This is a genomic window from Rhodococcus sp. 06-235-1A (assembly GCF_002258785.1).
Classification (GTDB): domain Bacteria; phylum Actinomycetota; class Actinomycetes; order Mycobacteriales; family Mycobacteriaceae; genus Rhodococcoides.
Map to the genome: position 1 here is coordinate 184758 of NZ_NOYI01000008.1, position 23686 is coordinate 208443.

The 23686-nt window shown below is 65.9% G+C and carries 17 protein-coding genes; 7 read left to right on the top strand and 10 right to left on the bottom strand.

The window, feature by feature from the left end:
• The first annotated feature begins 18 nt into the window (after positions 1 to 18).
• On the top strand, positions 19 to 4266 hold the full coding sequence (locus CH275_RS05890) for a DUF3367 domain-containing protein (protein ID WP_094676112.1): 4248 nt from the start codon (positions 19 to 21) through the stop codon (positions 4264 to 4266).
• On the opposite strand, the gene CH275_RS05895 is transcribed toward CH275_RS05890, so the two are convergent.
• Positions 4244 to 5395, bottom strand: coding sequence for an acyltransferase family protein (locus CH275_RS05895; RefSeq protein ID WP_179276003.1), 1152 nt, complete (start codon positions 5393 to 5395; stop codon positions 4244 to 4246). The genes CH275_RS05890 and CH275_RS05895 overlap by 23 nt on opposite strands.
• Positions 5396 to 5563: 168 nt before the next feature.
• Here CH275_RS05895 and CH275_RS05900 point away from each other — a divergent pair, with 168 nt between their 5' ends.
• Positions 5564 to 6685 (top strand): DUF3068 domain-containing protein, encoded by a 1122-nt coding sequence (locus tag CH275_RS05900; RefSeq protein WP_094676114.1) that lies wholly within the window; start codon positions 5564 to 5566, stop codon positions 6683 to 6685.
• A gap of 72 nt (positions 6686 to 6757) precedes the next feature.
• Here CH275_RS05900 and CH275_RS05905 read toward each other — a convergent pair whose 3' ends face one another.
• From CH275_RS05905 to CH275_RS05915, 3 genes are all read right to left on the bottom strand, one after another.
• A complete protein-coding gene (locus CH275_RS05905; RefSeq protein WP_094676116.1) occupies positions 6758 to 8476 on the bottom strand; it encodes a nitrilase-related carbon-nitrogen hydrolase in 1719 nt (572 codons plus the stop codon).
• Complete coding sequence (locus CH275_RS05910) at positions 8473 to 9915, bottom strand: purine-cytosine permease family protein (protein ID WP_094676118.1); 1443 nt, start codon at positions 9913 to 9915, stop codon at positions 8473 to 8475. The genes CH275_RS05905 and CH275_RS05910 overlap by 4 nt, the downstream gene beginning before the upstream one ends.
• Positions 9916 to 10083: 168 nt before the next feature.
• Positions 10084 to 10521, bottom strand: a complete 438-nt coding sequence (locus tag CH275_RS05915) for a MarR family winged helix-turn-helix transcriptional regulator (RefSeq protein WP_094676120.1) — start codon at positions 10519 to 10521, stop codon at positions 10084 to 10086.
• Positions 10522 to 10626: 105 nt separating this feature from the next.
• Between CH275_RS05915 and CH275_RS05920 the strand changes: the two genes are divergently transcribed.
• On the top strand, positions 10627 to 11703 hold the full coding sequence (locus tag CH275_RS05920; protein WP_094676122.1) for a substrate-binding domain-containing protein: 1077 nt from the start codon (positions 10627 to 10629) through the stop codon (positions 11701 to 11703).
• Here CH275_RS05920 and CH275_RS05925 read toward each other — a convergent pair.
• Complete coding sequence (locus tag CH275_RS05925) at positions 11684 to 12898, bottom strand: polysaccharide biosynthesis protein (RefSeq protein ID WP_179276004.1); 1215 nt, start codon at positions 12896 to 12898, stop codon at positions 11684 to 11686. The genes CH275_RS05920 and CH275_RS05925 overlap by 20 nt on opposite strands.
• A gap of 25 nt (positions 12899 to 12923) precedes the next feature.
• Between CH275_RS05925 and CH275_RS05930 the strand changes: the two genes are divergently transcribed.
• A complete protein-coding gene (locus CH275_RS05930) occupies positions 12924 to 14672 on the top strand; it encodes a hypothetical protein (protein ID WP_094676124.1) in 1749 nt (582 codons plus the stop codon).
• Here CH275_RS05930 and CH275_RS05935 read toward each other — a convergent pair.
• Positions 14607 to 15839, bottom strand: coding sequence for a glycosyltransferase family 4 protein (locus CH275_RS05935; RefSeq protein ID WP_094676395.1), 1233 nt, complete (start codon positions 15837 to 15839; stop codon positions 14607 to 14609). The genes CH275_RS05930 and CH275_RS05935 overlap by 66 nt on opposite strands.
• Positions 15840 to 15921: 82 nt before the next feature.
• Between CH275_RS05935 and CH275_RS05940 the strand changes: the two genes are divergently transcribed.
• Both CH275_RS05940 and CH275_RS05945 read left to right on the top strand, forming a co-directional pair.
• Positions 15922 to 16692: a class I SAM-dependent methyltransferase gene (locus CH275_RS05940; RefSeq protein WP_256990875.1), complete on the top strand. Its 771-nt coding sequence runs from the start codon at positions 15922 to 15924 to the stop codon at positions 16690 to 16692.
• Between the two features lie 9 nt (positions 16693 to 16701).
• Positions 16702 to 17580 (top strand): ROK family protein, encoded by an 879-nt coding sequence (locus CH275_RS05945; RefSeq protein WP_094676128.1) that lies wholly within the window; start codon positions 16702 to 16704, stop codon positions 17578 to 17580.
• A gap of 57 nt (positions 17581 to 17637) precedes the next feature.
• On the opposite strand, the gene CH275_RS05950 is transcribed toward CH275_RS05945, so the two are convergent.
• The 4 genes from CH275_RS05950 to CH275_RS05965 form a co-directional block, all read right to left on the bottom strand.
• Complete coding sequence (locus CH275_RS05950; protein WP_094676130.1) at positions 17638 to 19467, bottom strand: phosphoenolpyruvate carboxykinase (GTP); 1830 nt, start codon at positions 19465 to 19467, stop codon at positions 17638 to 17640.
• A 309-nt stretch (positions 19468 to 19776) separates the two neighbouring features.
• A complete protein-coding gene (locus CH275_RS05955) occupies positions 19777 to 20082 on the bottom strand; it encodes a DUF6802 family protein (RefSeq protein WP_094676132.1) in 306 nt (101 codons plus the stop codon).
• Between the two features lie 29 nt (positions 20083 to 20111).
• Complete coding sequence (locus tag CH275_RS05960) at positions 20112 to 21641, bottom strand: hypothetical protein (RefSeq protein ID WP_094676134.1); 1530 nt, start codon at positions 21639 to 21641, stop codon at positions 20112 to 20114.
• Positions 21638 to 22711 carry a hypothetical protein gene (locus CH275_RS05965; RefSeq protein WP_094676136.1) on the bottom strand — a complete coding sequence of 358 codons (1074 nt, stop codon included), beginning with the start codon at positions 22709 to 22711 and terminating at the stop codon, positions 21638 to 21640. Before CH275_RS05965 ends, CH275_RS05960 begins: the two co-directional genes overlap by 4 nt.
• Positions 22712 to 22917: 206 nt before the next feature.
• Here CH275_RS05965 and trmB point away from each other — a divergent pair, with 206 nt between their 5' ends.
• On the top strand, positions 22918 to 23676 hold the full coding sequence (gene trmB / locus CH275_RS05970) for a tRNA (guanosine(46)-N7)-methyltransferase TrmB (RefSeq protein WP_094676138.1): 759 nt from the start codon (positions 22918 to 22920) through the stop codon (positions 23674 to 23676).
• Positions 23677 to 23686 lie beyond the last annotated feature (10 nt).

Sequence of the window (23686 nt, forward strand, 5' to 3'; positions counted from 1 at the left end):
GGTCGCTCTCGTGGATCGATGATCTCGGCCGAGCCGCTCGGTCGGAAATGGCTTCTCGGCGTCTCGGCTCTGGCATTTCTTCTCACCTTTCTGCAGGTCCCTGGCTTCACCGTCGCGGACACCAAATTCGACCTGGCGCAAAACCCCCTCGGATTTCTCGAACGTGCCTCGCATCAGTGGAACAGCGCGGCACCGTTGGGCCAGGTGCAGAACCAGGCCTACGGCTACTTTTTCCCGCACGGAGCCTTCTTCGCCGGCGGTGACCTCCTGTCCATCCCACCCTGGATCACCCAGCGCATCTGGTGGGCGCTGCTGCTCATCGCCGGGTTCTGGGGAATCGTCCGACTCGCCGAAGCTCTCGGAATCGGCAGCCGCAGTTCCCGTCTGATCGCAGCGACGGCCTTCGTTCTCTCCCCTCGCGTGATCACCACCCTGGCGTCGATCTCCTCGGAGACGATGCCGATGATGCTCGCTCCGTGGGTGCTGATCCCGATCGTGCGATGTCTCACCGGTGACAACGCGAAGCAGACGGCTCGCCGAGCCGCGGCGCAATCGGCGCTCGCGGTGGCGTTGATGGGCGCTGTCAATGCCGTTGCCACTGCCGCCGCCGTTCTGGTGGCCGTGATCTGGATGCTGTCGCATCGACCGAACAGGCGTTGGGTGCTGTTCGGTACCTGGTGGACGGGTTTCCTCGTGCTCGCCACACTGTGGTGGATCGTCCCACTTCTGTTGCTGGGCAAAGTCTCTCCGCCGTTTCTCGACTACATCGAATCGTCGGGCACCACCACTCAGTGGACGTCGTTGACCGAGGTGCTCCGCGGCACCGGCAGCTGGACACCGTTCGTCTCTCCCGAGCGTGTCGCCGGTGCCGTGCTGGTCACGCAGCCGGCAGCCGTCATCGCGACGGGCTTGATCGCAGCGGCGGGGATCACGGGCCTGGCGATGCGATCGATGCCGGCCCGGGGCCGGTTGACGATCATGCTGTTCGTCGGTCTCGTGGGTCTCGGTGCCGGGTTCGTCGGCGACCTCGACGGTCCGTTCGCGTCTGCCGTCCGGGTGTTCCTCGATTCTGCAGGCGCGCCTCTGCGAAACATTCACAAGCTCGAGCCGGTCATTCGAATACCGTTGGTGCTCGGGCTTGCTCACCTGTTGGCCCGTGTTCCACTACCCGGGTCCGTTCCTCGACCGCAGTGGCGAACGGCCGTCGCGCATCCCGAGAAGCATCCGATGATGGCCGTGAACGCTCTCGTTCTGGTGGCGTTGGCGCTGTCCACCTCGTTGGCGTGGACGGGCAAGCTCGCGCCTCGCGGAGCGTACGAGGCCGTTCCGCAGTACTGGCACGACGCCGCGGACTGGCTCACCGACAACGCGTCCGGGTCGAGTCCCGACGGTTCCGACGCGCAGCGTGCCCTGATCGTGCCCGGCGCCCCCTTCGCGCTGCAGACCTGGGGCCTGACCCGCGACGAACCGCTGCAGGCTCTTGCCACCACCCCCTGGGCCGTCCGTGACGCCGTGCCGCTCACGCCGCCGGGTGCCATCCGGGCACTGGACTCCGTGCAGCGACTCTTCGCCGACGGTCGACCGTCGACCGGGTTGGCCGACACCCTTCTGGGCCAGGGCATCAGCTACGTCGTCGTGCGCAACGACCTCGATCCCGAGGATTCTCGGTCCACCCGTCCGGCATCGGTCCACCAGGTGCTCGACGGTTCGCCGGGGTTGACCCGGGTGGCCGAATTCGGCGAGGACGTGGCTCCGGGTCAGGTCGACGGCGTCGTGCTCGACGGCGATCTGCGGCCGCCGTATCCCGCTGTCGAGATCTATTCGGTGAACGGTTCGTCCGATACTCCCGCGTCCGGCCCCTACACGGTCGATCTGAATCGGGTCCCCGTCGTACAGGGTGGCCCCGAGTCGATTCTGCGCTCGAACGAGCTGCGGAACACCGGGATTCGCACTCCAGTGCCGGCCGGACCGACACTGCTGGCCTCGGACGCGGCCGCCGCCGGGATACCGGTGGACTCGGTGACGGTGACGGACACCCCGATGAACCGCGAAACCGACTTCGGTCAGGTCGACAATCACAGTTCTGCCCTTCGCGCGGCGGACGAACCGAGACACTCCCTCAACGAGGTTCCCGATTACCCGGTGTACGGGGCCGAGACCGTGGACGCCGAGTGGGAGGGTGCCACTCTGACGGCGTCGAGTTCGGCCTCGGACTCGACGCAGATCGGCGGCAGCGCCCCCGGCAGTGGTGTCGCGGCCGCGGTGGACGGCGATCTGGCGACCAGCTGGATCAGCAACGGCATCGAACGTGCTGTGGGGCAATGGCTTCAACTCGACTTCGATACTCCGGTACGCGGCGGACTGCTGCATCTGCGCACCAGTCCAGGGACGATCGGCGATCCGGTCAAATGGCTCGAGATCACCACGCCGAACGGCTCGACGGCGGCACGGGTCGACGAACCGGGTGAACCGATGACCGTGTCCCTCCCGGGTGGAGAGACGCCGTGGCTGCGTATCACCGCGAAGTCGACGGTGGACAACACGAGCGGAAGCCAGTTCGGCATCAGCGAAGTCTCGGTGGACGACTATTCGGATCGGGACAACCCGAAGCCGGTGCCGATCGTGCACCGTGCTGTGTTGCCCGCGACTCCCACCGGGGCGAGCGTCGACGCCTGGGAGCTCGGCCAGGAGTTCCCCGGGCGCTCCGGGTGCCTGGACACCGAGGATCGAATCCGCTGCAGCAGTGGACTGTCCAAGTCGCCCGAGGAACTGGGCCGTTTCTCGCGGACGATCCGAGTGCCGATGGGCACTGCCGTCATCCCCGACCTGACGGTACGTACGCGTCAATCTCCCGAACTCGAGGCACTACTCGCACAACCGGGCCGTCCGCTGGCCAGCGGGGCGTCGGACGTCGCAGACCTGCACGGTTCCGCCTTCGCTGCCACCGATGGCGATCCGCGTACATCCTGGACCGCGCCGGAGAAGTCGATCACCGATCGAGCCGGTACCGACCCCACTCTGACCATCCAATTGCCCGCCCCCACACTGGTGGACGGGCTCGAGCTCAGCCCCAGCCTGGGCGCACTTCCGGCCCATCCGACTCGGGTCGCGGTGAACCTGGGCAACGGGCCCATGGTGCGCGATGTCGACATCGACGGCTCGACGACACTCGATCTGGCACCGTACGTGACCGACAGGATCGTGCTGTCGATCGTGGACTGGGACGGTGTGTTGGACCGAAATTCGTTGGGCTTCATCCAGTCTCAGCCACCCGGATTGGCCGAGGTCACGCCGATGTCGGGTGGTGAACCGATCGGTGCGCCGTACGACGGTGATCGCGAGATCACGGTGGACTGCTTCAACGGTCCCATCGTCTCCATTGCCGGCCAGACCGTACGCACGTCGGTGACGGCCACTGCGGACCAATTCCGTTCCGGCGAGCCGTTGACAGCGTCGGTGTGCGACGCCGACACTCCGATCGACGAGAACTTCGTCAGCCCCGTATCGCTGCCCGAGGGACGCCAGGACATCGTGGTGGAGCCAGGAGCGTCCTTCTTCGTCAACGGTATTCGGTTGCGCGCCATGCCGATTCCAGCGCAGTGGCCGACTAGCTCGGCACCGCAGGCGGCGAGGACCACGGCCTGGAGCCCCGATCACCGCGAGGTGACGCTCCCCTCCGCTACCGAGGATCGATTGCTCGTGATCCCGGAGAGCACCAACAGCGGCTGGCGCGCAACAACTCCCGGGGGCGTCGAACTGTCCCCGGTGGTTGTCGACGGGTGGCAGCAGGCCTGGATCGTTCCGGCCGGGTCGTCGGGCACGATCTCGTTAAATTTCGCCACCGACCGCTGGTACCGACTCGGCATCTTCGGCGGGCTGCTGCTGTTGCTTCCGCTGCTGTTCGCCGCGGTCAGGCGGTCCGGCACCGTACCGAGCCTGGGTCCGGCGCCGCGTCCGTGGCACAGCCTCACAGCCGCTGTCGTCGCTCTGGTCGGCGCGGCTGTGGTGTTGGCCGGGATTGCCGGCGCGGTCACTGTGGCCGTGGTCGGCATCGGCGCGACGGTCCTGGACCGCCGTTTCGGTCGCGAACTCTCGTCGCGCGTGTTGGTCTGCGTGGCAGGTGGATTCGCGCTGCTCGGCTCGGCACTGCTCTCACTCGGCCCATGGCGATCGCCCGATGGGTACGTGGGCGGATCCCACGGAGTTCAGCTGGCCGCATTGATCGGGATCGTCGCACTGGCGCTCAGTGCGATGCGGAGACCGTGAGCGGCTGCTTCTTCGTCGGAGCGAAGCGTCGTCGAGCAGGTTCCTCGATCAGCGCGTAACTGGCCGCGGCCACCGGAATCGACAGCGCAAGAGTCACCGTCAAGACGAACCACATCCCGCCCGAGAACGGGACGATGCCGAACACTGGGAACACCACGGCCAGGACGGCCAAGTGCCAGACGAAGATTCCGTACGACCAACGACCGAGCGTGAGCATCACGGGATGCTCCAACACTCGGTGGCGGTGGCCGGTGTCCGCGAGCACCAGGGGCGAGAGCATCGCGAACGCAAGAACCGCACCGAGGACGATCTTGAGCTCGAACTGCCACGGCTCGGGCCGAACCAATCCCTGCGGGCCCGCCAGCGGAGTCGCCGACAGCACGAAAGCCGTGACGGCGATCGACGGCATCATCCATCGTCGGCGAGCCCACCGATGCACCCAGGTCTGTGGACCCACGGACACTTCGGCCAACACCATTCCGGCGGCGAACCACGGGAAGTACCCGGGCAGCCAGTTGTCGTGGTGAATGGCATCGGGAGTGCTCACCGGCACGAACGCCCAGGACAGCGTCACGGCAGATGCACCGAGCAGAACCGAGATTCGGTACCGGGCCGACGCCCCACGCAGTCGAACCATCAGCCAGGCGAGCACGGGCAGCAACAGGTAGAAGGCCACCTCCACCGACAACGACCACATCTGCGTCATGCCCTCGGTCAGCGTCAACGGTACGAACACCTGCGTGAGCGAGAGGTTGGCCAACCACACCCGGTAGTCCCCGCCCGCGTTCGGCAGGAACAGCAGCACCAGCACGACGACCACCCAGTAGGCGGGCAGGATGCGCACCGCACGCGACCAGAAGTAGCGCAGAGCCGGCTGGGCCTGCTCGAGACCCAGGGCCTGCGCGGCATGGGGACGCCACAGCAGAAATCCCGAGAGCGCGAAGAAGATCGCCACCGTGAGATCGAACCGGCCCCAGATCCGCCCCATCAGCGGGGATTCGGCGGCACCGGTCTGAAAGGCGACATGGGTGACGACGATGCCGATCGCGGCCAGCGCACGCATTCCCTCGAGTGCAGGGACGAACGCACGCAGCGGTACGACGGATGCCGAATCGGCTCGATTACTCATGGTGGTTCAAGTGTGCCGTGTCGAAACAGCGCGGACGAGACCGGCACCACTGTCGACTGTTACTGTCACCTGCGACGTGTCGTAAGAATTCGGGCATCGCATCGGGGGGCGAAAGCTCATCCCGCCTGCGGTGTCTTCCAGTGAAGCGGTCGACTAAGGAGATTCAGTATGGCGGAGCGCTCAGGGCCGAGCCGGATACTCGCCCTCGTACTCATCGGCTTGGGTGCATTTCTGGTGGTCGCCGCCATCCTCATCCCCACCTATACGGTCTCGGCACTCGAGAAGACGCCGCTCGATCTCGAGGTCACCACCGTCTCCAGCGGCGAAGGCAGTGTGCTGAACGCGAGCTCTCTCGCTGCCGGTCGCGCCGTCGTCGACCAGAACGTTCCGCTCGTCTCGCAGCGATTCGTCACCGTCGAGGATCCGTCCGACGCGGACATCATGACACTTCAGGCCGGTCAGACCCTGCGTCGCAGCGACAAGCAGGCCGACACCGGACTGCTCACGGCGAGCGTCGACCGCGTGACCATCGACCGCAAGACCTCGATGCCCGTCGAGAGCCCGATCGGCACCATCCAGGTGGCCGGCGACAAGCCCGCCGAGGAAGTTGCGCACACCGGTCTGCAGTACAAGTTCCCGTTCAATTCCGAGCAGAAGAGCTACCCCTTCTTCGACGTCAACGCCCGTGCGTCAAAGGACATCGATTTCGTCGAGGCCACCGAGATCAACGGCACGCCGGTGTACCAGTACCAGCAGACCGTCGGACCGGTGGATCTGTCGACCGTGGTCAATCTGCCGACCAACAAGGTCACGTTGCCCGCCGATACCTGGGGCGTCGAAGGTGGAGCCGCGCCGGTGACGATGACCCGCTGGTACGAGAACACTCGCACCGTGTGGGTCGAGCCCGAGACCGGTGTCGTGGTCAAGGGTGAAGAGCAGATTCACCAGTACTACGGACGCGAAGCAGGCAAGCCCGAGGTCGACGTGCTGAAGGCCCCGATCACGTTCGACGAGAACACCGTCGAGTACCAGATTCAGCAGGCCAAGGACGGTCAGGACAAGCTGTCTCTCTTCGGCCGAACCGTCCCGATCGTCGCCGGAATTCTCGGTGTCATCTCGCTGATCGCCGGAGTCTTCCTGCTTCTGCGCGGCGGAAACGGCGGACACAGTCAGCCGGCACGTGTCGACAACGCTCCGCGACCGACCCCCGGCGGCGGAACCGCACCGAACCGCGACTGGACGACGGATCGCACCGAGGAAATCCCGAGGACGAACCTGTCCAAGGAGTAAGTGCCCGGGGCAACCGAAACAACCCGATGGCGTGGTCATGTGAGAACACATGACCACGCCGTCGGTGTTTTCTCACGCGGTCGACAGAATCCCGTAGTGGTGGGGTTGACGCATCAGGACGAGGTCTTTGCGTCGCACGACATTGGTCGGATAGGGCCCGCCGAGATTGGTGGTGTCGACGACACTCGTCGCGTGGCCGGGTTCGGGCCCGTCGACGATGGCCTCGGTTCGGGGGAAGGCAAACGTATCCGGTCCGAACACTCCGCTGTGTCCGGCGATTCCGCGACCCGGGTCCACTGCGTTGGCGAACGCGAAATAGACGTTGTTCTCGCCGGCACGCACGCGCATGTGGTGCCAGTGGGTCTCGTCGGGTCCGGTGAGAACCTCGGCGGCAAGTGGAATCTCGGTTCCCGGGTGTGATCCCACGAAGGTTCCTGCCAGCGCGGACGGGCAGACGACGAGATCGCAACCACGCAAAGCGAGCACTCGGCCCGATTCCGGCAGCAGCGCATCGTGACCGACGAGCAGCCCGACTCGTCCCAGAGGCAGGTCGACGACTGTCCAGGTGTCACCGGCGTCGAAGAGTGGGGCGTGCTCCGCGGACAGGTGGATCTGGCGGTAGGACGTGCACTTTCCGTCCTGCTCGATCAGGACGGCCGAGTTGTACACCCGGTCCGTGTCGAGGGCACGCTCGGCGATGCCGACGACGATGGACACGCCGTGCCGGACCGCGAGGTCGGCGATCCGCGTGAGCGAGGGTCCGTCGAGTGCCTCGGCGACGTCGCTGGGTAGTCGATCCGCGGAGACCGGACCGGTGATCGACAGTTCGGGAAAGACGACGAGTTCGGTTGTACCGGCCACTTGTTGGACCCAGGCCTCGATCTCTGCAAGGTTGCTCTCGATCGAGGTACTCGGCGTGCATTGCACCACGCTCACCGCAGACGTGCGACCCGCGGGCAGCGGCGAGTGGCCGTACAGGGTGAAGAAGTCGAGAGGGTTCCAGGCGTACGTGTTCGTCTGCAGCTCGCGGTACAGGTCCGGTCGACGCGTCGGACCCACCTCGCGGGTGCGTCGAGTGTCGATCTCGCCTGCGACGATGCCGTTGCCGACGTCGATCCGGCCGGTGACGGTGCCGTCGGGCTCGATGATGCATGTGCCACCGCTGAATTGGACCGTCCGTTCGAGTCCCCACCGATTGCTCTCGATGACGTAGCAGTTGTTCTCGAAGGCTCGGCTGATCCAGTACGGTGCCGGAGTTCGTTCGGCGAGCCAATTGCTGATGTGGCAGATCACGTCGGCACCCTGCAGCGCGACCACCCGAGCGGTCTCGACGAAGTGCAGATCCATGCAGATCAGCATCGCGATGCGGCCGAGACGGGTCTCGAACACCTGATGGCCCAAGTTTCCCGGAGCCGCCCATTTGGGTTCGGCGATGTACGGGTGCGTCTTGCGATGGGTTCCGACGATTCCCTCGGGTCCGACGAGAACTGCGCTGTTGTAGAACAATCCGGTCTTCGGATCGACCTCGGGCATACCCAGGACGATGTAGCAGTCGCGCCTGGCGGCGATCTCGACGAACGTATCGGTGGTGGGACCCGGAATCTCTTCGACGACGGTGGCCGCTTCCTCGGGATCGTGGAAACAGTAACCGGTGGTGGCCATTTCGGGCGTAGTGATCAACTCGGCCCCGTCGGAGGCGGCCTTGTCGACCAGGTCCGCCAAGGCTGCGATGTTCGCGTCCTTGGCGAACAACGTGGGCTCGAATTGGATGGCCGCTGCGCTGAATGTCATGACGCTACAGTCCTTTCGGTTGCCGGAGCTTCGGTCGAGACCGGCGGTTCGTAGTACTTCCCTCGTGTTGCGATGGTGAGCGGGATGTAGATGATCGGTCCGAGGAGCATCGCGATGAACGAGGCGTAGTAGGACGGGTAGAGACCGAACACACCGAGGCCACCCACGGCCACGCCTGCTGCCATGGCGAGAATTCCGCAGGGGTTCCAATCACGCACTCGCCCTTCGCGGAACTCGATGTTGTTCCGCGGCGCGAGACCGAGCATTCGCCTGCAGACGAAGTAGTCGGCGAGCAGAATGAAGATCCACGTGTTGGTCATGATCCCGGTGACAGCCAGGAACTTGTCGGTGTACTGCAGGATGTTGACCGGGTAGCAGAGCACCCCGACGACGAGCAGTGCGACCATCCACCACTGGCGTCCGACCTTTCGGGGCGAGAGCACGTCCCAGGCATTGGACAGTGCGAGTGAGCCCGAGTAGAGGTTCATCACGTTGATGCGAACCTGGGTCACGACGGCGAAGATCACTCCGAGCAGCCCCATCACGACCGCGAAGTAGAGCCCCGGATCCGTGGCCGAAAGCTCCGGTGTCGCAGTGCTTCCGGTGAAATGGCGCAACATGGTGAAGCCGAGGAAGACACCGAGAATCATCACGACGACGATCATCAGCAGCTCGGCGAGCATCAGGCCTGCGGTGCCGACGTAGCTGACGCTCTTCTTGACGAACCGTCCGTAGTCGGTGGCGATGAGCGCCTGGAACACGACCTGTCCGTTGGCGAGACTGAACGCTTGCCACATCGCGGTGGCGGTGAGCCCGCCGGTGGCCTCCCACTGACCTGGCCCCACCAGGACGTATCCACTGGCCAGCATGTACATACCGATGGCGAACAGAATGAGGAAGATCGGCATACCGAACCGCTGCAGAATGTTCATCGAGTGCATCCCGCGCCAGGAGAAGAACAGCGCAACCAGGGCTACCAGTGCGAATACGACTGTGGCCCAAGCAGAGTTGATGTCGATGCCGGCCAGTTCACTGAGACCGTGCGAGACGATGCTGCCCTCGAAGATGAAGTAGAAGACGTAGTTCACGGCGTAGACGAGCGACGCCACGGCCGAGCCTTTGGTGCCGAACCCGAGCCCGCGAGTGAGCAGTGGGAGCGACAGGCCCTCCTGGCTGGCGATCCGCATGATCAGACTGCCGACGAGCGTCGCACCGATCACCATGTACGCGACGGGGATCAGGAACATCGGCCATCCCACCAGGAACCCGATCTGGCCGCCGAGGGCGAACCAGAACATCGCGGTGACGTTGCCGGTGAGAACCAGCAGGATTGCCGGCCGTCGCCAGCGTTGATCGTCGGGCACGCGAGAGGTTGCGTAGCTTTCGATCTGGTCGTCGAGGCTGGTCGCAGGCCCCTCGAAGTACTTCTTCATGTTCATGAACGGGTGTCCACTTCGGTTCGCGGCGAGAGCGCTGGTTGCGCTGCATCGGAACAATACTTTCCGTGGACACTATTGCAACGTGAAACATGTTAAATGGAGATCACGAAAGTTCACGACCGGGCAGAGGGCAGCACAGAACCGGTCACAGCCGGAACGGGAACGCGCTCAGTGAGTGAGCGAGGACGCCTTCGCGGCGGCCTCGAGCGAGCGCAGCAAGGATTGCAGTTGCTCGCGTTCCGACTCGGACGCGAACACAGCCGCTGCAACTTCTTCCATGACCGGGGCGGCCTCGCCGTGCGTCGCCCGACCGCGCGCGGTCAGTCGAATGAGTACCTGACGACGATCGACCGTGCCGGTGCGACGGTGCACAAGATTGTTGGAGACCAGCCGATTGACCGCCTTGGTCAGCGTCGGAGGCGAGAGCAGGGCGAACTCTGCGGTTTCGGCCATCGTGTGTCCCTCTCCGTCGGACAGCAACGACAACACTCGCCACTCTTCGAGATCGAGTTCCCACGGGACGAGCGCACCGCGCAACCGATCCGAGACGGCGCGTTCGACCACCGAGAGCAAACGAGCAGCCGAACCAGCCTCGTCGTGATTCACGCGATCATGCCCCTCTGCTCTTACCTTGCCGCGGCGCTACAGTCTCCCTCAGCGATTCTAGAGCGAAGCGGGCAGCGAATCGACACGGATCGGACGGACAGCACGATGAACAGCGATCGGTTCGGCGCGTTTCGCGTCGGTTTGATCTTTCCGATGTCCGGACCGTTCGGCCTGGTAGGGCCGTCGAGTGAACTGTCGGCGCAGCTGGCCAGGGACGAACTCAACGCCGCGGACGGCGTACTCGGCCGGCGCGTGGAGCTGATCTCGATCGACGGTGGTCGCGACCCCGCTGCCGTGGCCCGTCAGGTGGCGACTCTTCTGGACGCGGGTGCTCTCGATGCGGTTGCGGGGATGCACACCTCCGCGGTGCGCCGAGCCGTGATTCCGGTGACCGTGAATCGAATTCCCTACGTCTACACGTCCCTCTACGAGGGCGGCGATCGCTACCCGGGCCTGTTCATCACCGGCGAGACTCCCACCAACCAACTCGTCCCCGCCCTCGACTTCCTGGTCCGCGAATTCGGACGCAGGCGCTGGGCGGTCGTCGGAAACGACTATGTCTGGCCACGCAAGAGCGCAGCGATCGCCGCCTCCCGCCTCCGAGAACTCGGTGCGAGCGTGGTGCATGCCGAGTTCAGGCCGGTCGGTAGCACCGACTTCGCCACCTCCGTTGCCGCATTGGAACGGTCCGGAGCCGACGGTGCCGTCGTCCTCCTGCTCGGCGACGACGCGGTGTACTTCCATCAGCAGTTCGCTGCGGCGGGCCTCGACGCGCGATGCGTTCGGCTCAGTCCGTTGATGGACGAGAACATGCTGATCGCGGCCGGCGGAGACAGTACGCACGGGCTCTACGTAGCATCGGGATATTTCGAAACATTGGCCACCGAGGACAGTTTGGGATTCTCCGCTCGTTTCGCCCGAGCATTCGGGGTGGACGCGCCGATCGTCGGTGCCCTGGGTCAATCCTGCTACGAAGGCATCAAACTGCTGGGCGCACTGGTGAACAGGGCAGGCACCGTCGATGTCGGCGTCATCGAATCGATCTCCGATTCGGTGTCGTTCACCGGGGCGCGTGGGCGACTGTCGCTGTCCAACGGCCATGTGGCGCAACCGATCTACCTAGCACTGGCCGGAGAGGTCGACTTCGAGATCCTCAGCGAGATCAGACCCGCCACCGACTGATGCCGTTCCCCCACAGCGCAAGCCCGCACACCACCACCATCGTCGCCGCGGCAGTGGCTGCAGCGATGGTGACGAACTGCGCCAGCGTCGAGGCCACGAACACCAACAGCAACACCTCTGCAGCGAGGGCGAGCCAGGCGACGACGGCAAGGTGGGTGCGTTCCCCTGCGATGGCCCACAACAACGCGCTCTGCAATACGGCCAGGCAGGCGCCCTGGAGCACGAACAGCCAGACGTAGTTCTGCACACCGGAATACGTGTCGCCCACCACCAGTGGCAGCAACGGCGACGCCAGTGCCCCGCCGATCACCAGAACCGCTCCGAGACCCGCGACGACGGCCAGCGCCGAGCGCACCGCGGCGGCAGAATGCAGCGGGTTCGCCATCCGCGGATACAGCACCACACCGACGGCCTGTGGCAGCCAGAATGCCGCCTTCGACGCGACGGCCCCGACGGCGTACAGCCCTGCCTCGTTGGAGCTGAGCAAGGTGCGCGCCAGCACCAGATCCAGCGCGGACATAGCGATCAACACCAGCTGCACCTGCGATGCCTGCAGTACGGCCAGAACCGTGACCTTGGTTTCCGACACCGAGCTCACCGGCACGCCGGCCGTCCATCGCGCACCGAGGGCCACCGCGCCGATTCCGACAGCCGTGGCCAGCAGAACCGAACCGGGTCCGCCGCCGAGTGCGAGCACCACCACTGCGGGTGCCACCTTGCCGAAACCGGCCGCAGCCAGCACGAGGCTCAGAGCCCCGAAACGCCCCCGGCCCTGCAGCAAACCTTGTTCGGCGGCCAGCAACACCAGCACCGGCGCAGCGATGACCGCCGACACGGTCGCCGCCATCGAGATGTCCATGGCCGCGGACAGTGCAGGGGCCAGCGCCAGGGCGAGTACCCCCACCACCGCCGCGCACCGATACCCCACCGTGCGCAGTTCACGAGAACTGCGCCCGCGCACCACTTCACGCGCAACGACGGACTGCAAGGCCAACGCCGGAACCGCGAGAACCAGTTGCGCAGCAAGCAGACTCGCGAATTCTCCGTAGCCCTCGACCCCGAGCATCCGGCTCGCGAGCACCTGCAACAGATACGCCGCGACGTTCGCGAACATCGAACCGGCCGTCACCATCCCCATCCCGGCGACGGACGCGCCCGCGGAGTGGTCTGCCTCGGACGAGGCGCGGAAAGACATGAGCCCACGGTATAGGGTGCCGAACATGGCGTGGTCGAGGTCGAGGTGGACACCGCCGCTCTACAGCCTGCTGCTCACGGTGGTGATTCTCGGACCGCTACTGGGCCCCGGGTATCTGCTGCTGCGCGACGCCGTCAGCACCCCCCGTTCCTACTTCACCGACTCCGCCTGGGGAATCTCCGACGCAGCCGCGCGCGCAGTCCCGCAGGACGCCGCTGTCGCCGCATTGTCGACGGTGTTCGACGGCGGCCTGGTCGTCAAGGTCATCCTGCTGCTTGCACTGTGGCTGGCAGGTTGGGGTGCGGCGGTCATGGCCCGGACGGTGCTGCCGACGTCCCCATTGCCCGCCCAGCTCGTCGCGTCGACGGTGGCCGTGTGGAACCCGTACGTCGCCGAACGGCTGCTGCAGGGCCACTGGAGTCTGCTCGTCGGGTACGCCGCCCTCCCGTGGACCGTGGTCGCCGCACTCGCGGTCAGAGAGGGCCGTTCCTGGTGGGCTCTCGCCGTCTGTCTCGCCGCTGCCGGGCTCACCCCCACCGGCGCACTGCTCGCCGCAACCACCGCCCTGGTCGTTCTCGCCGCCCCCGGGGGTGCCCGACGCGGCCTGCGCGTGGTCGGTGCCCTCGTGCTGACGGCGGTGGCGTCGGCGCCGTGGCTGGTGGCCACGGCAGTGTCCGGCGGTGGCGTCGAGCAGGCGGATCCGGCGGGTTGGGCGGCGTTCGCGGCGCGAGCCGAGCCGGGCCTCGGCACCCTCGGCAGCCTGGCCGGTCTCGGCGGAATTTGGAACGCCGATGCGGTACCCGCCTCTCGTACAGGGCTTTTCGCTCTGGTGGGCACCGCGATTCTGCTGACCGTGGTTGCATTCGGTGTGCGGCCGCTGATCAGGCGTCGAAGAAATCCGGTGATCCTGGGACTCGCTGTCGTTGCACTGCTTGCCATCGCAGCCCCTGCGCTGGCAGCAACGGGACCGGGGCTGGCCGTCGCCCGCGCGCTGGGCGAGACGGTGCCCGGCGCCGGGCTGCTTCGGGACTCTCAGAAATGGGTCGCGCTGGCGATGCCGATCTACGCTCTTGCCGCGGCAGCTGCGTTCTCCCACCGGCATCGACCGAATCCGGTGCAACCAACCGCGCTGAGCGCGGTCCAACGCACCCGATTCGGCAGCGCCGTTGCGATCCTGGCCCTGCTGATCGCACTTCCGGACCTGGGCTGGGGCGTCGGAAACTCGATGCGACCCGTGGCGTACCCGCCGTCGTGGAAGGCGGTCGCGGCCGAATTGGACGGCAGCGCAGGCGATGTCGCGGTTCTACCGGCCGGGATGTTCCGCCGCTTCCCCTACAGCGGCAGCGCTCCCGTCCTCGACCCCGCGCCACGCATGCTGCCACTGGACGTACTGCAGACCGGCGAGCTCATCGTCGCAGGCGGCACGGTACGTGGCGAGGGGAGACGCGCAACCGACGTCCAGAGTGCTTTGCTCGCAGGCGAATCCGCAGCCACGATCGCACATATGGGCGTCGGTTGGGTGCTGGTCGAACACACCACTCCCGGCGAACTGGGAGAGTCCGAGCAGACGCTGAACCCACTCGATGCCGTGTATTCCGACGACCAGCTCACGCTGTACCGAGTACCCGACTCCGAGCCCACCGAGAGCCGTCCGGCAGCAGCCGTCGTCGTTGCCCACCTCGCCTGGGTAGTGCTGCTTCTCGGGGGCCTAGCGATAGGGCTGATGGGCCGAATCAGGTTGCGGCACATCGCCGGCAGACCCGACCAGACCTGACGACCACGTTCCCCGCGTCGTCGCGTCGAGTACCGAGTACACACCCTGGGCACACTGCTCCCAGGAGAACTCTCCTGCGCGCACTCGCGCCTTCTCGCCCAGGCGAGTTCGCGCTTCGGCATCCTGCAGCAGTTCCGAGACCGCGAGGGTGAGGCCGGAGACATCACGGTCGTCTTCCCCGGCCGAAGGCCCGCCCACCAGCACACCGGTGACGCCGTCGATGACGGAATCGGTGAGCCCCTTGGAACTTCGATATCCGACGGTCGGCACCCCGTGCTGAGCCGCCTCGACGACCGCCAGGCCCCAGCCCTCCTTGCGGGAGGGCATGACGTGCACCCAGGATCGGCCGAGCAGCGCGTGCTTATGGTCCTCGTCGACGTGGCCGTGGAAGGTGACGTACTGCTCGATGCCGAGTTCGCCGACGTAGTCACGCAGATTCTGCTCCCACCAGCCCCCACCGATGACGTCGAGGTGGATATCGGGGATCCGCCCGCGCAGCGCGGCGACCACATCGAGCGCGTCCTCGATCTGCTTGTGCGGAACCAACCGGGACAGCACGGTCAGCGATGGGTGCGCGGTGCGGGTGCTGTCGTCACCCTCGGGGACCGTTGGCGGGATCTCGTCGGCCCCGTTGCGAACCACGGCGATCCGCTCGCGGTCGACACCCAGTGCCACCAACTCGTCCGCGGACGGTAACGACACGGTCAGATATTGATTGCGGCGGTGGACTCTCGGAGACACCGTCGATTCGAGCCACCAGCCGAGCTTGGCCATCATGGGTCCGGCGACCGGCCACTGCTCGCGGTGGCAATGGTGCACCAGCAACGTCACCGGTACGCCGAGCGCGGCACGAGAGAAGAAGGGAATGCCGTTCTGGGTGTCGATCACCGCGTCGGGTGCGATGCCCTTGAGTGGCCCGAAGCCGAGCCGCCCGGCCGCGATAGCGGCCAGTGCGCGGGGATATACCGACAGGCGTCCACCACCCCGACTGATACGAATGCCGTCGACAACTTCCTCGGCGGGAGCTCCGGGGTACGACGCGGTCCTCAGCGTGACGCGGACGCCGCGTCGAGCCAGGCCTGCGCCCACCTGCTCGAGGTAACGCTCGCTGCCGCCGCCCTGCGGGTGCCCGGTATCGCGCCAGCACAGCAACAGAACCTCGCGCACAGCTCGCTTCACCCAATTTCCGCATGCTCGTCTCGACCGCCGTCGATTACCGCTGCCACAGTAACCGCTAGGGTTCGTTTTCGTGACTTCCGCCGTGACACGTCTGTTCGCCTCTCGCGCGACACTGCGCCGCTCGGTGAGTCTGCTGAAGGACTTCGGGCACGAACAGAGTGCTCCGGACATCTTCTACGGCGCCCTGGCTCGCGATTCCGTGGAACTGATCGGCGATCTGTATCGGGGCCTGACCGGCACCGACATGTCCGCGGCAACGGTGTTGGACGTCGGCGGCGGACCCGGTTACTTCGCCGAGGTGTTCGGTGCGAGTTGCGCGCGCTACCTGCCCGTCGAGCCCGATGCCTCGGAGATGCACGCGGCGGGTCTGCAGATTCCCGGTTCGGTGCGCGGCTCCGGAATGGCACTGCCCTTTCGCGACGACAGCGTCGACATCTGCTTCTCCTCCAACGTCGCCGAACACGTGCGCGAGCCCTGGACCATGGCCGAGGAGATGCTCCGTGTCACCAAACCCGGCGGCCTCACGGTGCTCTCGTACACCATCTGGTTCGGTCCGTTCGGCGGTCACGAAACCCGGCCCTGGCACTACCTCGGCGGCGAATACGCGGCCCGCCGATACGCCCGCACCACCGGTCACGAACCGAAGAATCGCTTCGGCGAATCACTGTTCGACATCAGCGCGTCGGACGGATTGCGTTGGGCACGAAGCACTCCCAACGCCACGCTGCTGGCGGCATTCCCGCGCTACCATCCGCGCTGGGCATGGTGGATGATGCGCGTTCCACTACTCCGCGAGTTCCTCGGCAGCAACCTCGTCCTCGTCCTGAAACCTACTGATTAACCTGGACCGATGACGGCACTCGCACTCGACATCGGCGGCACCAAGATGACGGCGGCACTCGTCGGCGAGGACGGTCGGCCGCAGAACCCGGTGACGGTGCCGACTCCCGAGTCCGGGGTGTGGCCCGCATGCGCGTCGTTGCTTCGGAAGATCGCTCCTGGACAGCACATCGACCGCATCGGCGTCGCCTGCTCCGGGCCGGTGAACCTCGAGACCGGATCGGTCGCACCGATCAACATCGACGAGTGGAAGAACGGATTCGGTCTGGGTGAGCACATCTCCGCCGTGCTTCCGGATGCCGAAATACGTCTGGCGATGGACGGCAGCGCAGCGGCACTGGGTGAGTATCGCTTCGGTGCCGCCGTCGGTGTGCCCGACGTACTGAGCCTGGTCGTCTCGACCGGCATCGGCGGTGGTTTGGTGCTGGGCGGAAAGATCGTCGCCGGCGCGAGCGGCAATGCCGGTCACATCGGCCACATCGTCGTTCCCGGTTCGACGACGCCCTGCGCGTGCGGCGGAATCGGGTGCGTGGAAACGGTGTCGAGTGGGCCTTCGGCGGTGCGGTGGGCCCGTGAGCAGGGTTGGACCGGCAGCACCGGAACCGAACTGGCCGCCGACGCGGCCGCTGGGGAGCCGGTCGCCGTAGCGTCGCTGCAACGCGCCGGAGTTGCTCTCGGTCAGGCCATCGCCTCGGCAGTAGCCCTGGTCGACGTGCGCATGGTGGTGATCGGCGGCGGCTTCGCTCAGGCCGGCCCGCCGTTGTGGGATCCGATACAAGAGTCGATCGCGCTGCACGCACGTCTGAAGTTCCTCGACGGCCTGCAGGTGGTGCCCGCGGCACTCGGTGGCCTGGGAACCTTGGCCGGCGCGGCCGCGCTCACTGCCTGACCCACACAGCCAGAACGGGGCTCACCCCTCGGCGAGCCCCGTTCTGTGTCGTGAATACTACGCGCCCAAACGCTGCTTGAGGGCGTCGAATTCGTCCTGAATTCCGGTGGGCAGTTTCTCGCCGACGAAGTCGAACCACTCCTGGATCAGCGGGATTTCGGCTTTCCACTCGTCGGTGTTCACCGCGAGTGCCTCGGCCACGTCGTCGACGGTGGTGTCGAGTCCGTCGATGTCGAGTGCCTCGGCGGTGGGGACGACACCGATCGGCGTCTCGATGCCTGCGGCCTTGTGCTCGATGCGCTCGACGATCCACTTGAGCACGCGCGAGTTCTCACCGAATCCGGGCCACAGGAAGCGCTTGTCGTCGCCGCGGCGGAACCAGTTGACGTAGAACACCTTCGGCAGCTTCGACTCGTCGGCGTTCTTGCCCAGGTCGATCCAGTGCTGGAAGTAATCGCCCACGTTGTAACCGAGGAACGGAAGCATGGCCATCGGGTCGCGTCGGACGGTACCGACGGTGCCCTCGGCAGCGGCGGTCTGCTCGGAGCCGACAGTGGCCCCCATGAACACTCCGTGCTGCCAGTCGCGTGCCTCGGTCACCAGCGGGACGGTGGTCTTGCGACGTCCGCCGAACAGAATCGCCGAGATCGGCACGCCCTTCGGGTCGTCCCACTCGGGAGCCATCGACGGGCACTGGGCCATCGGCACGCAGTAGCGCGAATTGGGATGTGCGGCATCGGTTCCGGACTCGGGCGTCCAGTCGTTGCCCTTCCAGTCGATGAGGTGATCGGGCTTGCCTTCGAGGCCCTCCCACCACACGTCCCCGTCGTCGGTCATGCCGACGTTGGTGAACACCGAGTTGCCCTGATCGATGGTCTTCATCGCGTTCGGGTTCGAGTCCCAGTTGGTGCCTGGCGCGACACCGAAGAAGCCGTATTCGGGATTGACGGCGTAGAGACGGCCGTCCTCACCGAAACGCATCCAAGCGATGTCGTCACCGATGGTCTCGGCACGCCAGCCCGGGATGGTGGGCTGAATCATCGCGAGGTTGGTCTTGCCACACGCGGACGGGAACGCCGCCGCGATGTAGTAGGCCTTGTCCTCTGGGGAGATCAGTTTGAGGATCAGCATGTGCTCGGCGAGCCAGCCCTCGTCGTGGGCCATTGCCGATGCGATGCGCAGCGAGTAGCACTTCTTGCCCAGCAGAGCGTTGCCGCCGTAGCCGGATCCGTAGCTCCAGATCTCGCGATCCTCGGGGAAGTGCGTGATGTATTTGGTGTCGTTGCACGGCCACGGCACATCGGCCTGGCCCTCGGCGAGCGGAGCGCCGAGCGAATGCAGTGCCTTGACGTAGAACCCGTCGTCTCCGATCTTGTCGAGCGCGGCCTGACCCATGCGGGTCATCACGCGCATCGACACGACGACGTACTCCGAGTCGGTGAGCTCGACGCCCAGCTTGGGGTCGGCAGCGTCGAGCGGGCCCATGCAGAACGGCACGACGTACATGGTGCGTCCACGCATGCAACCGCGGTAGAGGTCGGACATGAGCGTCCGCATCTCGGCCGGGTCCATCCAGTTGTTGGTGGGACCGGCGTCGATCTCGTTCTTGGAACAGATGTAGGTGCGCGACTCGACTCGGGCGACGTCCGACGGGTCGGAGTTGCCGAGGAACGAGTTGGGCTTCTTCTCGTCGTTGAGACGAGTGAAGGTGCCTGCCTCGACCAACTTGCCGGTCAGGCGCTCCCATTCGGCGTCGGATCCGTCAGCGAACACCACGGAGTCCGGTTCGGTCAGTTCGGCTACCTGAGCAACCCAGGCAAGCAGTTCTTTGTGTCGAGTCGGCACGCTGTCGGTGCCGCTCAAACCGGGAATGGTCGCTGAGGTCATCTAACTCTCCTGGGGTTAGCCGGAACCGGGAAGAACTCGCACGATCGCTGCGGGCAAGCCTGCGCGAGTAGATCTCGGTTTTCCCCTCTCGGCGGGGCGCTGCTCGACCGTTCGAGCTGCAGTACACCATGTTACTGGGTACGGCAAGCCGAGGACCGAGCGCCGGATGTCCTGTTCATCAGGTTAACGCCGAGCGACGCAAATCCAGAAACAGGGTGTTGTCCGATTAGTCACAGGACCGATTCAGATGGAGAAAGATCGGCGCAAGAAGGCTTCTACCAGGAGCAACGTGCATACCAGGCAGAGAAGCTACAGCTCGCCGGATTCGGTCATTTCACCCCTACCGATACCGTTCGCTTCTCGAAAAATCTCCCACGTTCGGTATTGCCCGTCACGTCCGAAGGCTGTGAACTTGTCTGTCACACCGTCCCCGTCCACGTCGGTCGCCACCGTGATCCCGGCCTCGGTACGTCGTACCGCGGTCTCGTAGTGGCCGTCGCCGTCGAGATCGAAGAGGTCCGTCGAGACCGCGAGTGGCCCCACGTCGTCGAAATCGGGTTCCACAGGTTCGTCCATCGGAAAACCTCCCGCTGCGAAGCCATCCACCGCGATCATCGACGCTCCTCACTCGACCGACACTGCACCTACTGGCTTGGACGCACGGACAGATCGAACGGTTCCGCGGGCGCCTGCGAGAGATCGGCGGGCTCCCGGAGCACGACAGCGCCTCGGTCGGGTCCGCGGAATCGATCCAAGCCCCGCTCGAGTGCGGACAGATCGCGATCGCATGCAGAGAGCAGCGACGATCGCTGGTCGGCGAGCGTGCGCAGTTCGACGTCCACTTCGGCGAGCGCGGCGTCGATTCGGGCCGCTGCCTCACGGTCTGCGGTCGCGACAGCTGCGGCGAGCGCCGACTCGGCCTCGAGAATGCGCGAGAGCAACCGCTGCTCCACCGCAGACTTCACCCGGGCCAGGCACTCCTGCGTCCAGCCCCGCAGGTGTACCCGATCGGCCACCAACGCCCGCGACCGCGTCAGCCACCACGCGAGCGCACCGCCGAGAACGAGGGTGATCACCGTATTGGCCACCGCCCATGCCGGCACGAGCGCCATCGGAGAGACCACCAACCGTCCGAGGCCCACCCCCGCCGACGCCCCGACCACGATCATGATGGCGTCCTCGATGCCGCGACGCCGCGACGGTGGCTCGATGTCGAGCGTGGAGTCCGCGACAGTGGACTGCGTCGGCGTCCCGGTGAGCCCCAGATCGTGCTCCGCCGAGCGAAAGCCGGCGGTCAGCACGGCGTCGGCGCGACTGCGCACACCGTGGAGGGAGTCGATGAAATGTGCGGGCAGGTGCTCGAGTTCTGCGCGTCGGGCACCGTCGATCGCCTGCCTGACGTCGACGCCCAGTACACGAAGATCTTCGGCGGCAGCGTGGAGGGACTCCACTCGGACCCGCTGAATCCGGTTGTGCAACAGTGCACGTCGATCTCCGGCGAGGTTCTCCCGTTCGCGAACGAGCTCGGCCCGACGTGCGCGCACCGGGGCAGTGTCCCCGCCCCCGGTCACCGCTCGCGCCCTCGCCACGATCGACGCTCGCGCACCGGCCACGCAGTCCTGCACGGCGGCCGCGTATTTGCGCTGCGATCCGAGAAGAGTCGCCTGTACCAGCAGTGTCCCGATTCGGTCCGCCACAGCTCCGAGACCGGATTCGGCCACCGTCGCCGCGTCATCGCTCTCCCGCCCCATTCGCGCCAATCGAACCGACACCGAATGAAACGTGCACTCCACCGCCCGCGGGACATACTCGGCAACGAGGTCACTGTTCGCGGTCGACACCTCGCGCCAGTGTCGATGCACGTCGATCTTGTTGACCACGAACACCACCGGCGTCGACTCGAGGGCAGCGCGCCATTGCTCGATCTCCACGCGACCGACCGGTGCCGACGCGTCGACGACGATCATCACGACCGCGGCGTCGGCCACCGAGTCCGTGAACTCGACACCGCCGGATCCGGAGAGTTCACGGTGCAGTTCCGATTTTCCGGATCCGGCCGTCCCGGTGAGGTGAACCCCTGCCGGTCGGCTCTCCCTGGCCCGTTCGATGTCGTCGAGAGCGCTCGAATTCCACCGTCGCAGAATGTTCTTCATGTCATCGGGAAGCGCGGTCATCGACGCAGCATTCGCACGTGGCCTCGACAGAGAGCGAGTGCAGACCGACGCACTTCCGAGTTCGTAGCGACGACAGCACGCTGCTTCCACAACGCCGCCTGCTCCCACGAGTGCTGCTCCGATCCGGTCTCGATCGTCGCACCAAAAAATATTGCAGCACAACGCATCTCGACAGCAACAGCCTCGTCCGACGCCAGGTACGACTCGACAGCGTCACGAACCCGCCGATGCCGGGCGGCGATCTGCCGCAGGCTTCGGTGCATCTCTGCATCACGGTTCGCCGCAGCGGCGGACACGGCCGCCGACGCTGCGTCGATCAGGGCGTCGGCACCGGAGGCATCGGCCAGCACACGCAGCACGTCCTCGTCGGACGCCGCGGGTCGCTGCCGCAGCACATCGACGGCAAGGGCGAGGCCACGCAGTTCGATGCAGTCGATCAAAGCTTCTCGGCGACGCGTCGACACCGCGATATCGGCGGCGCGAAACCGATCCCACGTCAGGAGGTCTGCCGACGCGACCCGGGTCTCCGCAACGGCCCGAACATCGGCCATGACGAGCGGCGTGCCGGAGCGCCCCGTCCCTCGCAATCCCGCTGCGGTCGCACCCATCACCGGTAGAACGGTCCGTCCGAGCTGTTCCGAGGCGGCCGCGGCGGCCGCCACCGGGTCATCGAGGGTGTCCGCCTTGGTCAGCACGACGACGGTGCCGTCCGGTGTCCGGCCGGATCGGGATTTCAGGAATGTGCTGTCGACCGGCGAGACCGGACCGGCGATCACGTGGACGAGAACGTCGCCGTCCGATTCACTGCCGTCCGTTCCGTTGCTTTCGGCCACTCGGACATCGAGGCCGTCGGCGTCGAGCCGTACCGACTCCAGAACGGCGGCGATCGCGGATTTCCCCACGCCGGTTCGACCCGTCACCCGTACGACAAGCGGCCGCAGACGGTGATGCAGGGCGGTATCGATCTCATTCAGGGCAGCATCGCCCGCAGGCGCACCGGTCGTCTCGGCTGCGCTCGCTGCGGTGCGCTCACGCAGTCGGCCCAGACTCGCGTCGGCGACATCTTTCATCGATCCCCCCAGAACGACCCGCCGCCCACCCCGTCACGCGGCGTACAGCCCCCTGCTGCGGCACCGATTCTGGCACACCAGGCCGCCTCCGAACCGTTCGAGAAGAATTGCACCGTTGTAATTTGCCCGGCTCGTCTGCCGCTGATCAGCGGTAGGACGACAAGTCTCAACTTCAACTCGAGACCCACGTGTCACACACCCTGTCGATGCGCGACAATGGACCCGTGAACGAGCCCCAGGACACCTCTGTCGACACCGAGGAGAACGCAGCGCGCACCCACGAACGGGGCTCACGGCTGTACCCACGAGTGACGAGCTTCCGCTCTCGGCGTGGAGCGCTGACCGAGGCTCAACAGGCCACCTGGGACAGTCTGTGGCCGCGCATCGGCCGAGATGTCGCCGACGAACAGATCGACATCGACGCCTGGTTCGGTCGCAGCGGACCGGCGATTCTCGAAATCGGGTCGGGTACCGGCACGGCCACCACAGCGATGGCCTCGGCCGAGCCGCACGTCAACCTCATGGCCGTCGAGGTCTACCGTCCCGGCCTGGCGCAGACGCTGCAGCAGATCGAACGAGAAGGCATCGAGAACATCCGGCTGCTTCGCGGTGACGCGATGGACGTGCTCGAGAACATGCTGTCGTCGGAGTCGTTGACCGGGGTCCGGGTCTTCTTTCCCGATCCCTGGCCCAAGGTTCGCCACCACAAGCGTCGCCTGCTGCAAGGGCCGACCTTCGCGATGATCGCGGATCGACTGAAGCCGGGTGGAGTTCTGCACGTGGCCACCGATCATGCCGAATACGCTGAGTGGATTGCCGAGGCCGGGAACGCCGAGCCCGGTTTGACCGTTCTCGATTGGGAATCGCCCATGACGCACGAGCGGCCGGTGACCAAGTTCGAAGGCAAGGCACAGCTGGTCGGCAGCTCGGTGACGGAATTGATCTGGGGAAAGAAGACAGCATGAGCGTCAATAC

Bases quoted from the DNA above. Each gene is read 5' to 3' on its own strand.
- CH275_RS05920 (WP_094676122.1), top strand. From the start codon at position 10,627: ATGAACAGCGATCGGTTCGGCGCGTTTCGCGTCGGTTTGATCTTTCCG.
- CH275_RS05930 (WP_094676124.1), top strand. From the start codon at position 12,924: ATGGCGTGGTCGAGGTCGAGGTGGACACCGCCGCTCTACAGCCTGCTG.
- CH275_RS05945 (WP_094676128.1), top strand. From the start codon at position 16,702: ATGACGGCACTCGCACTCGACATCGGCGGCACCAAGATGACGGCGGCA.
- CH275_RS05960 (WP_094676134.1), bottom strand. From the start codon at position 21,641: ATGACCGCGCTTCCCGATGACATGAAGAACATTCTGCGACGGTGGAAT.
- CH275_RS05965 (WP_094676136.1), bottom strand. From the start codon at position 22,711: ATGAAAGATGTCGCCGACGCGAGTCTGGGCCGACTGCGTGAGCGCACC.
- CH275_RS05900 (WP_094676114.1), top strand. From the start codon at position 5,564: ATGGCGGAGCGCTCAGGGCCGAGCCGGATACTCGCCCTCGTACTCATC.
- CH275_RS05955 (WP_094676132.1), bottom strand. From the start codon at position 20,082: ATGATCGCGGTGGATGGCTTCGCAGCGGGAGGTTTTCCGATGGACGAA.
- CH275_RS05895 (WP_179276003.1), bottom strand. From the start codon at position 5,395: ATGAGTAATCGAGCCGATTCGGCATCCGTCGTACCGCTGCGTGCGTTC.
- CH275_RS05910 (WP_094676118.1), bottom strand. From the start codon at position 9,915: ATGAACATGAAGAAGTACTTCGAGGGGCCTGCGACCAGCCTCGACGAC.
- CH275_RS05925 (WP_179276004.1), bottom strand. From the start codon at position 12,898: ATGTCTTTCCGCGCCTCGTCCGAGGCAGACCACTCCGCGGGCGCGTCC.
- CH275_RS05950 (WP_094676130.1), bottom strand. From the start codon at position 19,467: ATGACCTCAGCGACCATTCCCGGTTTGAGCGGCACCGACAGCGTGCCG.
- trmB (WP_094676138.1), top strand. From the start codon at position 22,918: ATGCGCGACAATGGACCCGTGAACGAGCCCCAGGACACCTCTGTCGAC.
- CH275_RS05890 (WP_094676112.1), top strand. From the start codon at position 19: ATGATCTCGGCCGAGCCGCTCGGTCGGAAATGGCTTCTCGGCGTCTCG.
- CH275_RS05905 (WP_094676116.1), bottom strand. From the start codon at position 8,476: ATGACATTCAGCGCAGCGGCCATCCAATTCGAGCCCACGTTGTTCGCC.